Genomic DNA, 14,899 nt, shown 5'->3' on the forward strand with positions numbered 1-14,899 from the left:
AACCAATGAATAAACCATTAGTATTTGCTCACAGGGGAGCCAGTGGCTATTTCCCTGAGAACACTATTCCTGCCTTTAAAGAGGCAATTAGAATGGGGGCAGATGGAATAGAGCTTGATATACACAAGACAAAGGATGGCCAGCTTGTTGTCATTCATGATGAAAAAATAGACAGAACATCTAATGGTAAGGGAGATGTTAAGGATTTTACTTTGGAGGAGCTTAGAAAATTCAATTACAATGCAACTCATCCAGAGTGTAAGGAAGCACCGATTCCTACCATGAGAGAGGTGTTCGAGCTTATTAAGCCAACTAATCTAATAATCAATATTGAGCTTAAAACCGGAATTGTTTTTTATGAGGGAATAGAGGCAGATATCCTGGCTATGACCAAGGAATTTGGCATGGAAGACAGAGTAATCTATTCATCCTTCAATCACTATAGTGTTATGAAAATAAAGGAGCTTGATCCTACTGCAAGGACAGGATTCCTCTATATGGATGGTACACTTAATATGCCAGAGTACGGTAAAGAACATGGTGTGGAAGCATTGCACCCTGCTCTTTATAATGTACAGTATCCTAATTATGTACAGAGATGTCATGAGCTTGGATTGAAAATCAACACATGGACTGTAAATTCTAAGCAGTATATGCACATGGCATGCGAAATGGGATTGGATGGAATCATCACAAACTATCCAGATAAGGCATTAGAAATAGTAAACAGCTACAATTGGGACTAAAATGAAATTTGAAGATATATTTATTAAGGAACAGGATTTTGCCAACACTATGAAGGGCAAAGTCCTTCCTTTTCTAAAGGATAAAACAAAAGAAGGGTATTTTGAGAATAAAGATGGTATGCAACTGCACTATGCAATGATGGTGCGCCCAGATGAAAAGGCATCCATCGTTATTTCACATGGCTACTGCGAATTCACAACCAAGTATTCGGAAATGTTGTATTACTTCTATCAGATGGGGTATTCTGTGTTCATTTTGGACCACAGAGGACATGGTCTTTCTGATAGAGAAGTGGAAGGTTACTACAAAATCCACGTAAATAGTTTTCAGGATTACATTTCAGATTTTAATGAATTCATTGAAAAGATAGTTAGGCCGGAAAGTGTTACGGAGCGTTTGATTCTATTTGCCCATTCCATGGGTGGTGGAATTGGAGCATTGTACTTAGAGCAATACCCAGATGTGTTTAAAAGAGCTATTCTTTCCTCACCTATGATAGAGCTTTCTACTGGTGATACCAGCAAGGTAATTGTTAAGATGTTAGCTCTGCTATCGTATATACCATTCTTAAAAAAGAGATATTTGCCGGGGTATCATGATTATGATCACACTTTCAAATATCCTAGATGTTCAGCTTTATCAAAGGCGAGATATACATTCCAATACGAGGAGAGAGAAAGAGAGAAGCATTATCGTACAAACGGATGCACCTTTGGATGGTCTAGAGAAGCATTTAATGTTTCTAAAAAAATTCTAAAAAACGCAAGCCTAGTAAAAATTCCTGTTATAATAATGCAAGCAGCGATGGATACCTTGGTAATGCCAGAGGCTCAAAACGAATTTGCAAAGCGAGCACAGAACTGTCAGCTTAAAAGATTCGAAGGTAGCAAGCATGAAATATTTAATGCTACAGATGACATTATCCTTGAGTATTACAACGAAGTATTTAGTTTTATGCAGGGTTTAGAATAGGAGTTAGCAATGTCAGATAAAGATTTTAGAGAATTTGACCCAGATGAGAAATCTACTACAGATATCTCAGACGAGGTTATAGAGGAAGTTACAGGTCAGGAAATAAATAAGGATAAGGCAGACCACGAGGATAAGCCAACAGAGTTTTGCTATATCTGCCACAGACCTGACAATATTGCAGGCCCATTAATCAAAATGGCACCTGGAATGAGCGTATGTCGCGATTGTATGCAGCACACATTCGATTCTATGGGTGGATTTGGTTTCGGCGGAGGAGACAATTCAAAGAGCAATGTTGATATGAACAAGATTCCTAATATCAGCTTTTTGAATCTTGGCAGTCTCTTCGGTGAAGGACCAAAGGTTAAGAATGCCCACGGCGCAACAAGCCAAAAGGCAGAAGATAGACCTGCACCAGCAATCGACATAAACAATATCATTCCACCTCACAAAATCAAGGCTATGCTTGATGAGTATGTGGTTGGACAGGATTATGCTAAAAAGGTTATGTCTGTTGCTGTTTATAACCATTACAAGCGTGTTGCTACAGGCACAATGGACGATATCGAAATCGAGAAGTCCAATATGCTTATGCTTGGACCTACAGGTTCAGGAAAGACATATCTTGTTCGTACATTAGCACGACTTTTGGATGTGCCTCTTGCTATCACAGATGCCACATCTCTTACAGAAGCAGGCTATATTGGCGATGATATCGAATCAGTAGTTAGCAAGCTTCTTGCAGCAGCCGGAAACGATGTTGAGCGTTGTCAGCAGGGAATCATTTTCATCGATGAGATTGATAAGCTTGCAAAAAAGAAAAACACAAATCAGCGTGATGTAAGTGGTGAGTCTGTACAGCAGGGAATGCTCAAGCTTCTTGAAGGTGCAGATGTTGAAGTACCTATCGGAGCTTCAAGCAAGAATGCTATGGTGCCTACCACTACAATCAACACACGCAACATTCTATTTATTTGCGGTGGCGCTTTCCCAGCTATGGATGAAATTATCAAGGCTCGTCTTAATAAGCATTCATCTATGGGATTCATGGCAGATCTTAAGGACAAATATGACGACGACAAAAATATCCTTCAGAAGGTTACAGTGGAGGATTTAAGAGAGTTCGGTATGATTCCAGAATTTATCGGACGTCTTCCAATCGTATTTGCTACAGAGATGCTGGATGAGGATATGCTTGTTCGTATCCTTAAGGAGCCAAAGAATGCAATTATCAAGCAGTACCAGAAGCTTCTTGAGCTTGATGAGGTTAAGCTTGACTTCGAAGATGAGGCTCTCCATGCCATTGCAAGAAAGGCTCTTGATAAAAAGCTTGGAGCGAGAGGTCTTCGCTCTATCATAGAGGAATTCATGCTGGATATCATGTATGAGATTCCAAAGGACGATAATATTGGCCAGGTAATCATCACTGAGGATTACATCGAGAAAAAAGGTGGTCCTAGAATCCTGGTTAGGACAACAGGAATGATACCTGAAAAAGCAGCTGCTAATTAAGAACTTACTGTTATGTAACTCCGGTATTATTTGGTGTTAACAGGCATTAAGTAACGAAAATAAAAATTTGTTCAAAATATTCGGACATTTTCTTTACTTTGAATAAGTGTTCTGTTAAACTAAGTTTAGTCGAGCAAAGCTCGGCAAGTAATATATTGGAGGTACTTTAGCATGAGCAAAGGTACAGTTAAGTGGTTCAACAATTCAAAGGGCTACGGATTTATCTCAGACGAAGCTGGAAACGATGTATTCGTTCACTTCAGCGGCATCAACTCAGAGGGCTTCAAGACTCTCGAAGAAGGTGCTACAGTTGAGTATGAAGTAACTGATGGGGCAAAGGGACCACAGGCTGTTAACGTAACAGTTGTACGTTAATCAATTTTTTAATCATTAATCTATTTTTCGGATACCTTTGGTTATGTTATGAAAAACAAGCTTTAAGGCAATACAAAAAAGATTAAGGGGAGAGGCAGTGTAAGAAATTACGCTGCCTTGTTTTTTTAAGGAGAAAGTTTGAAAAGGTTTATACACACTATTGTTAATTTAATAGCTGCGTTGTTGATAATGACAGGTCTGTTTATTGCAGTTTGTTTATTTCTCAGCTTTACCAAAGAGGACTTTGATTTAGAGGGGCTGGCTAGCGTTAGAAGTGTTTCAGATTTAGTTGATTGGTATCATGGGGAATCCATGGAAGCAATGATTGGAGAGCCAGTCATTGTGGAGTCTGTATCCTATGACAGATATGTATATCAGACTATGTCAGAAGAGGAGCAAGAAACCTACGATCAGATATATGATTGCATCATAAATTACAAGGACAAGGTCACTCTTTCCACAAAGGATAAAGACGTGCTAGCCAAGGCATATGAGGGAGTGATGGCAGACTACGGTAATCTGTTTTGGATAAGTGGCTATCAGTACAACACCTATGCATCTGGTAGCAATATCTTAGGACTGGAATTTGAGCCTAAGTACACCATGAATCAGGAGCAGAGGGATGTTTACCAGGTGAAGATAGATTCTGTTGTGGCTGATTGGCTGTATGGAATTAATCCAGAAGCTAGCGATTTTGACAAGGCGCTGTATGTTTTTGAAACCTTAATAGAAAAGGTAGATTATGACGCAAATAGTCAGGAAAATCAGAATATCTTAAGCGTATTTATTTATCAGTCTACTGTTTGTCAGGGATATGCAGATGCAGCTTGGTATCTGCTGGATCAGCTTGGCATCAAGAGTACTATAGTTACAGGAACAGCCAACAATGAAAGCCATGCATGGAATTTGGTTTATTTGGACGATGCCTACTACTATATGGACGTTACATGGGGAAATAGCAAATACCTTGATGACAACAATGACACATCAAAAAGGATAAACTATGCTTATCTTGCCATGACAACTGAGGAAATCAGCCAAAATCACGTTATAACATCATCATTTGAAGTGCCAGAATGCTTATCTAATGCTGATAATTATTTCGTGAAAAAAGGTCTTTATTACGACTGGTTTGGGGTTGATGCTATCGGTGCACGATTGGCAGAGTCATATAATGCTGGAGATGAAGAGATATCATTAAAGTTTAGCAATTCTGATTTATACACTAGAGTATTGACTTATTTCTTTGATGAAAAACACATTTCCGACTATATACAAGAGCTGCAGTCCGTTTATTATTTATTGGACGAAAACTCAAATGTAATAACTATAAAATGGAGATAATACACATGTGGTTTTAAAAACTACATGTTGAATTAATAAAAACTATTTACGTGGAACAATAGGGGTGCTATAATAAGTACCACGGAGGAATTGTATACCATGTATAGAGTTATTATTGATAGTTGTGGAGAGTTAACAAAAGAAATGCAGGAAGATGGACATTTTGTTAACGTCCCTCTCACTCTGGAGGTAGGAGATCAGCAAATCATAGATGACGAGAGTTTTGATCAGGCATCATTTCTTAAAGCAGTTGCAGAATGCAGCACATCTCCTAAATCAGCCTGCCCTTCACCAAATGCCTATATGGTAGAGATGGAGTGCGACGCAGAGCGAATCTACATTGTTACACTTTCAGCACAATTATCTGGTTCATATAATAGTGCATGCTTAGCAAAGGATTTATACGAAGAAGATGATGAGTCAAAGCAGATATACGTATTTGATTCAAAGTCAGCATCCATTGGTGAAACACTTATCGGTCTTAAAATCGCCGAGTGTGAAAACAAAGGAATGTCCTTTGAAGAGGTAGTAAAAACAGTTGAAGAATATATTGCTGGACAGCACACATTCTTCGTTCTTGAGACACTTGAAACACTGAGAAAGGCAGGTCGTCTTTCTAATCTTAAGGCAGCTATTGCCGGCACATTAAATATCAAGCCTGTTATGGGTTCTACTGACGAGGGCAGCATTCAGCAGCTTGGTCAGGCCAGAGGCATGGTAAAGGCCTTGGATAAAATGGGCCAGTGTCTTGTAGACGTTACAGAAAACTGCGAGGAGAAGATTCTTGCAATATCTCATTGCAACTGTTTAGAGCGTGCTTTATCATTAAAGGAAAAAATGGAGTCTATGGCTAAGTTCAAGGAAATCTTCATTGTTGATACACGCGGCGTCAGCAGCATGTATGCCAATGACGGAGGCTTGATAATGGTCATTTAATTGCAATGACATACGAAGAAATAGTTTTTACAATTGATAATAAACGCCGATTTGGCAAAGCATGTGGAAGAGATGTAACAAAGGAGCTAATGAAAGCTCTGGACTATCCTGAAAAGGATTTACATATCATTCACATTGCTGGAACCAACGGTAAAGGTTCAGTAGCAGCTTTTGTGAGTAGTATCTTACAGGCTGCTTCTTTTGCATCTAAGGATCATTTTAAGGTAGGTCTTTTCACATCACCTCATCTTATTGAGTACACAGAGCGTATTCAGATTGATGGAAAGCAGATTTCTAGAGAAGATGTTACAAGACTGGGTGAACGCCTGTTATCACTGGAGTTGAATCTAGAATCAACTATGTTCGACTACTGGTTAGCCATGGCAATGCTTTATTTTAAAGAGCAAAATGTTAAATATGTGGTGCTTGAAACGGGACTTGGTGGAGCAAAAGATTCAACCAATGGATTGAGTGTAAAGCCAGAGGTTTGTGCAATCACTTCTATCGGTTTGGAACATACTCAGTACCTAGGAAATACACTTGGAGAAATTGCTGGAGAGAAGGCCGGTATCATTAAAACAGGTGTGCCTGTTGTTATCGGTGAGATGCCTGATGAAGCCAGTGAGGTTATAATTAATAAGTGTAAAGAACTGGGCTGCCAGTACACTATGGCAGGTGAAGTTTCGAAGGATAAAAAGATAGGATTATTTGGAAATTATCAGAGAAAAAACGCTGCGGTGGCAATAGAGACTGTAAAAAGCCTGGGCTTGGCTATTAATAATCAGAACATTGATTCAGGACTTGCAAAAGCAGTTTGGCCTGGAAGGATGCAAATCATATCTGAACATCCTTTTATAATGGTGGACGGGGCTCATAACCCATCTGGAGTGCAGGCTTTATATGAAAGCTTGCGTACAGAATTTCCAAAGGAAAAAATATCATTTATAATGGCAGTAATGGCAGACAAGGATTATTTGTCTATGGCAAAAATCATGGCTCCTATTGCCCAAAGGATTTATACAGTTACGGTTGAGTCAGATAGGGCTTTACAGGCCAAGGAATTGGCTGATGCAATAGGAGAGCTTGGTATAGATGCAAAATCCTGTGATTCCTATCAGGATGCCTTAAATCAGGCCCTGTCGCAGGATGAAAAGGTTGTTGCATTTGGTTCGTTGTATTTTATAGGTGAAGTGCTTGGCATGAAAGGATGAGAATATGTTTCGAACTAGACAAGAGGCGTTACAGCAGCTTGGATTGGCGCCAAACGCTACAGAGGCTCAGATAAAAAATGCATATAAGGATTTGGTTAAGAGATTCCATCCTGATGCCACTGGAAGTGCAGATACCACTGCCTACAACAAAATCGTAGAGGCGTACAAGTACCTTCAGGCGGATAATGATGGCAAGGCTCTTGTTCACAGCAAAGTCCTTGGTAAGACAAGCAAACGCTCAACAGCTAGCAATGCAGATTATGCAGCATTCCAAAAGAAAGCAGCTAGGCAAAAGCAGCGAAAGGCAGAGGAATTCGAGCAAAAGCAGAAGGAATTCTCTGCAAAGGTAAAAAAACAGGATGAAGATTATAAACGTGCAATGGATGCTATAGATGCTATCCGTGTTGCACGAGCAATACAGTCCATGGTATGGGCTAATGGTTTAGGAAAAGATGAAGGAAGTAATAAAGAATAAAAAAGAAAGTATATTTTGGTCGGTAGTGGTGGTAGCTTTACCAACTATGCTAGAGCAGATTCTATCTGTACTTATGCAATATGTTGATACTGCCATGGTAGGCCGTCTCGGTGCCAATGCTACAGCAGCTGTGTCTACCTCTACCACAATCACATGGTTAGTAGGCAGTATGCCATATGCTTTTGGTGTTGCTGCAATGACACTTATTGCGCAAGCGATTGGAGCAGGCGAAGAGCATAAGATAAAGCTTGTGGCTAAGCGAAGCTTAGTATTTGCTCTGGGAGTAGGTGCTGTGTTAGAGGTTATCTGCCTTGCGCTATCTCCATTTGTTGCCACTTGGATGGGGGCAGAAGAGGCAATTAGGCCTGCTGCTACAAGATACTTTTTCTGGATATCAGTACCAGTAATTTTAAAGTCGGTACAGTACATTTTGGCATCTGCAATCAGAGCCACAAAAGATACAAAGACACCAATGGTTATCAGCATTTCTATTAATGCTGTTAACCTTGTGTTGGATTATATATTCATATACATGCTAGGACTTGGAGTAGATGGAGCTGCCTATGCTACCTGTATATCAGCAGCCTTAGGTGGAATCCTCACATTAATCGTGTTCTTCAAGAATCCGTTGTTGTCATTTAAGGGAAATCTTTTCGAGGAAGACAAAGAGACTACTCAGAAGATGTGGAAGCTATCTCTTCCAATTCTGCTAATAAACGTTGCATCGACATCAGGCTATGTTGTTTTTGCAGGATTAGTATCACACATGGGTACAATCATCTTTGCGGCACACAGTATTGCAGTTGGTGCAGAGGAACTGTTCTATATAGGTGGATATGGCTTCAAATCCGCAGCGAATACTATGGTTGGAATTGCCTATGGCGAGCAGAATCATGAAAAGTATCATGCTGTGTGCGTCAGCAGTATAGTTTGTACCCTTGCAGTTATGACGCTCAGCGGTGTTTTGCTATTCATTTTTGCAGAAACATTGATGGGATTTTTCACTACAGATGCCAGCGTTATTGCGCTGGGCACTACAGTTCTCAAGATGGTCGCATTCAGCGAACCTTTCTACGGAATGTATGTAATCTCAGAAGGTATTTATTATGGACTTGGCAAAACCAAGTATCCATTTGTAATAGAATTCGGTGGTATGTGGCTTGTAAGAATACTTGCCACATACCTCGGAATTCATTTCTTCAACCAGGGACTGGTTTATGTTTGGACTTGTATGATTGCTGACAATGTAATCAAGGCAACCTTGCTTACACTGCCGCTCCCTCGCCTTTGGAAACAGGTCGATCATTTCTCTGAATAGTTGTAACTTTGATTTCTTCTGATGGTAATTCCACCTGGAAGAATCGTACGTTTTCAGTAAGAGCTTCAGCAATTGCCTGGAGCTCATTTGCTTGTTCTACAACAGCTGTCATTGATTCATCAAGCTGTGATAGTGATGCACTGGTTTCTTCGGTAGATGCTGCATTCTCCTGTGAAATAGAAGATAGAGAATCTACAGACTGAAGAATATTATTCTTACCGTCATCCACATTCTTTACAAGCTCAACAATCTGATTATTGCCAGCTTCGGTTTCCTGAAGCAGGTTAAGCATTTCATCAAATGATACGCTCATTTCTTCAAGAGCAGCGGCCTCAGTAGTGGTTGCTGCTTTTATTTCTTCAGCAAGCTGTTTATTGTTCTCAGAATAGTGTGTAATTGTTGATAACATGCCTGTAATTTCACCTGCAAGTGTATTTGTTTCCTCTGCCAGGTTCTTGATGTTATCTGCAACAACTGCAAATCCACGGCCGGCTTCTCCTGCACGTGCTGCTTCGATAGAAGCATTAAGGGCTAGAAGGTTTGTCTGGCTTGAAATGTTGATGATACCCTCTGCAGCAGCAGAAATCTGGGATACAACGTTTGCGGTCTCACCAACAGAATCTGAAACCTCGCTAGCAACTGTATCTGTATTTTGATCCTGAATCTTTATCTGCTCAAGCATCTCTTTTAATTTAGAAGACTTGTCATATACCATCTGGCCGTTTTCAAGGTTGTTATTTGCTGATTCAAGAACCTTATCAACAGCTTCACCGATTTCTATTGTGATAGCAGAAGCATTGCTAACATCCTGTGCCATAGCGGTAGCACTTTCTGCAATATCATAAACAGCAGAATTGATGTTGTTTGTTGTCTGCTGAGAAGCGGAAAGGTTGTCTTTTGCAATTTCTGCTTTTGAATTAACATCCTGAGCGTGGTTAATAACTCTTACAAGAGCATTTCTCAAATCGTGGCGCATTGACTCAAGTGAGTTGCCGATGGCGTTGAAATCACGAATAAATGAGTTTGGACGTATCTTTGTGACAAAATCACCGCCAGAGATTATATCAACAGAAGCTCTAATGTTCTTAAGGTTTTTATTGATAGTCATGATTATGAAAATTGAGAAGAGTAAAAGTATGAGTGAAATCACGACAAATACAGCAAGTGTTATAAGGATTGCGATAGTAGCATTTGTATGGTTATATTCTCTTTCCTGCTCAGCCCAAAGCTCTACAATATCGCTCATTTCAGATAGAGCATTGCGGGCTGCTGAAAAGTGATTAATCCAAGTAATGAAATCGCCCTGGCCTGTAACAAAGTCATAGTCCTTTTCCCATAGAGCATAGTTAGTGTTGAAATCATCGTAGAGAGTAGACATTGTGTTGCCGTTTTCAGATGTTACCTGATTCCACAGATAGTCATTTGTCTTGGCAAGCTCTACAGCCTCGTTTACACGCTCTAAAACTTCCGCATTGTTTTCCTCTACCTCATCAAGGTAGCGCTGCGCAGTAGCGTTATCTACGTAGCGTTCATAAGCATTGTATTGAGTTCCTGCTAACTGTGCCTGGTAAAAATCACGATCCGCATTTGTAAGAAGGTTGCTTATTGAATATAAGGTGTCAAAATAGACCTTTTCGTCTTGAAGCATGATTTCTGACTGGCGGTATCCGCTTACAAGATTACTGATTAATAAAGCAACAATAAGGGGAAGCACCATTGTGAGCAATAGTGCATTTAGGCTGAATCCAGCCCTAGACTTTTTTTCCATAATACATTAATCTCCTTCTCATAATTATGTATACAATAATCTAGTGAGTAGCTCCATTTTACTATGTTTTTCGGCATTTTTGTTGCATTTTATAACCTTTTTTAGAAAATAGGTTATATTCACAAAAAATATGTGAAAAAATTGTTGACATATAACAATAATCATGATAAAGTTCTCTAAGTTTAGGTGATGATATATTTTAACTAGGTTTTATTGTGAGGTGAAATATGGAACTTACAACACTTAATAAAGAGTACAAATTGTTACGTGAAGAAAGTAACGAAAAATTTATAAAGATGACTCAGCTTGAGCCAGAGATTAATTTGGTTGAGGAGTACTGGATTACATCAGATCATACATTAGGAAATGCTAGATGCTATTTCGATTCATACGAAATGAGCATTGAGTACGCCTTGGACAGAGTTGATTACAGAATGACTCTTAACGCTGATGGCCAGAAGCCATTCATCATCTTAGTAAATGGCAAGACAATCAACACTAAGGGACAGCTTGAATCTTTCCTTAACGGAGATTTTACAATCAAAGCTGAAAATATTGTTGAGAGCAACGTACGTCGTCTTTATTCATAACCGTAAGAACGGATGATGCAAGCTATTCACAGCATAAATTAAAACAGCCTGTAGGCAACAAGCTCTACTATTTCTCAAGCGAGATATTCCATCGAGCGGAGAAATCAGTAGGCTTGTTGCTGTAACAGGCTGTTTTTTGTATTCTATCGGCTAGCCGATATTATCCGAAGTAGCGCTTGAGTAAGCCTTCGAGTGCCTTACCGTGGCGAGCTTCGTCGCGAGCCATCTCGTGTACTGTGTCATGGATTGCATCAAGGTTGTTCTTCTTTGCACATTTTGCAAGATCGAACTTACCAGATGTAGCGCCGTATTCACAATCTACACGCCAAGCAAGATTCTTCTTTGTAGAATCTGTCATATTAATTTCTAAGTCAGAACCAAGCAATTCTGCAAACTTAGCTGCATGCTCAGCTTCTTCAAAAGCAGCTTTTTCCCAATATAAACCAATTTCAGGATAACCTTCTCTATGAGCTACACGAGCCATGCAAAGGTACATACCAACCTCTGAGCACTCGCCCTCGAAGTTAGACTTGAGCTGCTCGAAAATATATTTCTTATCTTCATCAGAAATCTCAGGATTATTTTTTACTGTAGACGCATATACGCCAAATTCGTGCTCAGCAGCGAGTGTAAGCTCTCCTTCAACCTTCTTAAACTTATCGCTCTTTGCATGGCAGATAGGGCACTCCTCTGGTGGATTCTCGCCTTCATAAACATAACCGCATACAGAACAAACATACTTTGCCATAATTAGACTCCTTTCACATTAACCATTGTTATTTGTTTCATTATTAATTACACAGTCCTTGCAAATGCCTGTAAATAAAAGTGAGGCCTGCTCGACTGTGCCAATTCCGGCGCTAGATGCTGCAAGAATTTGATCTACACTAGGAGTAACATCCACATCCATCAGTCTGTGACAGCATCTACAGAAGTAGTGGCTGTGAGCTGAAGTATCAGCGTCGAAGTGGTCGGTTCCATCGCCAGTTGAAATCTTTCGTACCTCTCCCAAATCTACTAGAAGAGTGAGATTCCTATAAACCGTACCAAGACTGATTTTTGGATTTTCCTCCCTAACATGCTGATAAATCACATCTGCTGTAGGGTGCTCCTTGGTAGACATTAAATATTCTTTTATGGATTCTCTTTGTCTACTATAATTCATAAAATGCACCTGCCTTTTAAAACTACATTGGCAAAATCAATAATGATTATCTATATAATATCATGTAGATGTGAAAAGTCAATATCAAAATAGTAATAATTACTAATTTACAAAACTAATTTTAGTTAGTCTAAAAATTCCTTGAGCTCTCAATAGAATAAAAAAATAATCCCGAATCCATTTGGATTCGGGATTTCTTTATGCTTTAAGTGTAATATATCCTACATTTTTTAGATTGTTCATGTATACGCTAAGTCGCTCATAAAGTGGCTCAGCTTCTTCACCGTACTTTTCTTTGACAAGCTGTCCAATTTCGTATACGGATTTCTTGCCATCAATACAAGTGAATATGTAGCTACCCATTCCTTCAAGATGTATGTGGGAGATAGCTGGCTTATGGAAAAACTTTTGAGCAATACGATTCGTAATGCCTGTGTTTTCCATGTCAACTATAACTTCACCAGATTCATCTGTAGTCCAGGTAAGTCCATTTTTAATTTCGAATACATAATCTAAAAAGTTGTCTGATTTATTATTTTTCATTTTTCTTTCCCTTAGCAGCATACCAAACTGCAGCAACTACAAGAGCTAAAAGGATGAAGGCCTGAACGTTTCCTGATGGAATAACAGATGAAAGGTTCATTTTATCAAGAAGGCCTGTTACAGCGAATATTGCAAGTAATACACCGACGATACCTTCACCAGCAATAAGACCTGAGCAGAAGAGGATACCCTTTCCGTTTTCGTTCTTTGCTGCGCGCTTCTTGTCTGTGAAAAGTCTTACAAGACCACCGAGCATGATTGTAGCTGAAAGCTCAAGTGGAAGGTAAAGACCGATAGCAACTGGAAGTGCACCGATACCAAGAATCTCAACAGCGATTGAGATAAATGCACCGATAAAGATAAGTGCCCATGGAAGGTTTCCATTCATAACACCTTCGATAATCATCTTCATCATTGTAGCCTGTGGAGCTGCAAGAGCGTCTGTACCAAAACCGTAAGCAGAGTTAAGAAGAATCATAACACCACCGATTGCAAGAGCAGCTGCGATAGTACCCATGATTTCACCGTACTGCTGCTTCTTAGGTGTAGCACCAAGGATGTAACCTGTCTTAAGATCCTGTGATGTATCACCGGCCATACAAGCTGCGATACAAATGATAGAACCGATTGCGATAGCACCCTGCATACCGTGAGCACCTGTATCACCAGCAACCTTTAAGCAGATTGTAGCAATAAGGATAGTAGCAATTGTCATACCTGAAACAGGGTTGTTTGAGCTACCTACAAGACCAACCATACGTGAAGAAACGGCACTGAAGAAGAAACCGAATACTACGATAATGATAGCACCAAGTAATGAAACTGGTACAGCAGGTACAAGCCAGATAGCAATGATAAGTACTACGATAGCACCAAGTACAAATCTGATATCCATATCAAGAGCTGTTCTTTCGTTTGTTGTAGCACCAGCATTCTTAATGCTCTTGATTGAATCCATAAATGTCTTAACGATAAGTGGAAGTGTCTTGATAAGGCTGATAATACCAGCAGAAGCAACGGCACCTGCACCAATATACTTAATGTAGCTTGCCCAGATAGCTGAAGCACCGCCTGTAGCATAAAGCTCTGCAACAGAAACGCTAGCTGGATACATAACGATGTCGCCACCAAATGTAACGATAGCTGGGATAAGAACGAACCATCCGATTACACCACCGGCGAACATGTAAGCTGAAATACGAGCACCGCAGATATAACCAACTGAAACAAGTGCTGGATAAACTTCTGCAGAAAGCTCTGTCTTTAAAGCGTCAAGCTTGAGTGTAACTACACCCTGGATAGCATAGAAACCATCTACAAGGAGCTTTACAACAGCACCAATTCCCATACCGATGAAAACTGATTTAGCTGATGAGCCGCCCTCTTCACCTGCAAGAAGAACTTCTGCACAAGCAGTTCCTTCTGGATAAGGGAGAACACCGTGCTCCTGAACGATAAGTGCGCTACGAAGTGGAACCATGAAGAATACTCCAAGTAAACCACCAAATAAAGCGATTACAGTAATTGTAACAAGTGAAGGTGTTTCCATAACGCCTTCCTTTGCCCAAAGGAAAAGTGCAGGCATTGTAAAGATTGCACCTGCAGCAAGTGACTCACCGGCTGAACCAATAGTCTGAACCATGTTACTTTCAAGGATTGAATCCTTCTTTAAGATAACACGGATAACTGCCATAGAAATAACAGCTGCTGGGATAGAAGCTGAAACTGTCATACCAACTCTAAGTCCCAAGTAAGCGTTCGCTGCACCGAAGATTACAGCAAGAAGAAGACCCATAATAATAGATGTAAGAGTCATCTCTGGAGTTACCTTGTCAGCAGGAACGTAAGGTTTAAATTCCTGATTCATAATATTTTGTCTCCTTTAATAACAACAGTTTTTACATTATATATTCACTTTAAAGTGGATGCAAATTGATGTATTA

15 protein-coding genes are annotated in these 14,899 nt (G+C 39.8%); 10 read left to right on the forward strand and 5 right to left on the reverse strand.

Going from position 1 to position 14,899, the window contains the following annotated elements; all coding sequences use genetic code 11:
* The first annotated feature begins 5 nt into the window (after window positions 1–5).
* The 9 genes from T375_RS07915 to T375_RS07955 all read left to right on the forward strand — a co-directional run bounded on the left by T375_RS07915 (window position 6) and on the right by T375_RS07955 (window position 8,890).
* On the forward strand, window positions 6–746 hold the full coding sequence (locus T375_RS07915; RefSeq protein WP_044937061.1) for a glycerophosphodiester phosphodiesterase: 741 nt from the start codon (window positions 6–8) through the stop codon (window positions 744–746).
* 1 nt (window position 747) lies between these two features.
* The gene (locus tag T375_RS07920; protein ID WP_049960352.1) at window positions 748–1,719 is read left to right on the forward strand and encodes an alpha/beta hydrolase; all 972 of its coding nucleotides are present in this window, start codon (window positions 748–750) and stop codon (window positions 1,717–1,719) included.
* Window positions 1,720–1,728: 9 nt separating this feature from the next.
* Window positions 1,729–3,231: an ATP-dependent Clp protease ATP-binding subunit ClpX gene (gene clpX / locus T375_RS07925; RefSeq protein WP_044937064.1), complete on the forward strand. Its 1,503-nt coding sequence runs from the start codon at window positions 1,729–1,731 to the stop codon at window positions 3,229–3,231.
* 171 nt (window positions 3,232–3,402) lie between these two features.
* Window positions 3,403–3,606, forward strand: coding sequence for a cold-shock protein (locus tag T375_RS07930; protein ID WP_028235478.1), 204 nt, complete (start codon window positions 3,403–3,405; stop codon window positions 3,604–3,606).
* Between the two features lie 138 nt (window positions 3,607–3,744).
* Window positions 3,745–4,950: a transglutaminase domain-containing protein gene (locus T375_RS07935; RefSeq protein WP_044937069.1), complete on the forward strand. Its 1,206-nt coding sequence runs from the start codon at window positions 3,745–3,747 to the stop codon at window positions 4,948–4,950.
* Window positions 4,951–5,049: 99 nt separating this feature from the next.
* Window positions 5,050–5,886 carry a DegV family protein gene (locus T375_RS07940; RefSeq protein WP_044937073.1) on the forward strand — a complete coding sequence of 279 codons (837 nt, stop codon included), beginning with the start codon at window positions 5,050–5,052 and terminating at the stop codon, window positions 5,884–5,886.
* 5 nt (window positions 5,887–5,891) lie between these two features.
* Window positions 5,892–7,097 (forward strand): bifunctional folylpolyglutamate synthase/dihydrofolate synthase, encoded by a 1,206-nt coding sequence (locus T375_RS07945; RefSeq protein WP_044937076.1) that lies wholly within the window; start codon window positions 5,892–5,894, stop codon window positions 7,095–7,097.
* 4 nt (window positions 7,098–7,101) lie between these two features.
* Window positions 7,102–7,572 carry a J domain-containing protein gene (locus T375_RS07950; RefSeq protein ID WP_044937079.1) on the forward strand — a complete coding sequence of 157 codons (471 nt, stop codon included), beginning with the start codon at window positions 7,102–7,104 and terminating at the stop codon, window positions 7,570–7,572.
* The gene (locus tag T375_RS07955; RefSeq protein WP_044937082.1) at window positions 7,550–8,890 is read left to right on the forward strand and encodes an MATE family efflux transporter; all 1,341 of its coding nucleotides are present in this window, start codon (window positions 7,550–7,552) and stop codon (window positions 8,888–8,890) included. The genes T375_RS07950 and T375_RS07955 overlap by 23 nt, the downstream gene beginning before the upstream one ends.
* On the opposite strand, the gene T375_RS07960 is transcribed toward T375_RS07955, so the two are convergent.
* Entirely contained in the window at window positions 8,838–10,658 is a 1,821-nt protein-coding gene (locus T375_RS07960) for a methyl-accepting chemotaxis protein (RefSeq protein ID WP_044937085.1), read from the reverse strand. The two genes, T375_RS07955 and T375_RS07960, sit on opposite strands and share 53 nt — an antisense overlap.
* 227 nt (window positions 10,659–10,885) lie before the next feature.
* On the opposite strand from T375_RS07960, the gene T375_RS07965 reads away from it, so the two are divergent.
* Window positions 10,886–11,248: a hypothetical protein gene (locus T375_RS07965; RefSeq protein ID WP_044937089.1), complete on the forward strand. Its 363-nt coding sequence runs from the start codon at window positions 10,886–10,888 to the stop codon at window positions 11,246–11,248.
* 160 nt (window positions 11,249–11,408) lie between these two features.
* On the opposite strand, the gene T375_RS07970 is transcribed toward T375_RS07965, so the two are convergent.
* The 4 genes from T375_RS07970 to T375_RS07985 all read right to left on the reverse strand — a co-directional run bounded on the left by T375_RS07970 (window position 11,409) and on the right by T375_RS07985 (window position 14,823).
* Entirely contained in the window at window positions 11,409–11,996 is a 588-nt protein-coding gene (locus T375_RS07970; protein WP_044937091.1) for an NADH peroxidase, read from the reverse strand.
* Between the two features lie 18 nt (window positions 11,997–12,014).
* Window positions 12,015–12,413 (reverse strand): Fur family transcriptional regulator, encoded by a 399-nt coding sequence (locus T375_RS07975; protein WP_044937094.1) that lies wholly within the window; start codon window positions 12,411–12,413, stop codon window positions 12,015–12,017.
* Between the two features lie 198 nt (window positions 12,414–12,611).
* On the reverse strand, window positions 12,612–12,956 hold the full coding sequence (locus T375_RS07980; protein WP_044937096.1) for a PqqD family protein: 345 nt from the start codon (window positions 12,954–12,956) through the stop codon (window positions 12,612–12,614).
* Window positions 12,946–14,823, reverse strand: a complete 1,878-nt coding sequence (locus T375_RS07985; RefSeq protein WP_044937100.1) for an OPT family oligopeptide transporter — start codon at window positions 14,821–14,823, stop codon at window positions 12,946–12,948. The genes T375_RS07980 and T375_RS07985 overlap by 11 nt, the downstream gene beginning before the upstream one ends.
* Window positions 14,824–14,899 lie beyond the last annotated feature (76 nt).

Source organism: Pseudobutyrivibrio sp. LB2011 (assembly GCF_000701765.1).
Classification (GTDB): Bacteria; Bacillota; Clostridia; order Lachnospirales; family Lachnospiraceae; genus Pseudobutyrivibrio; species Pseudobutyrivibrio ruminis.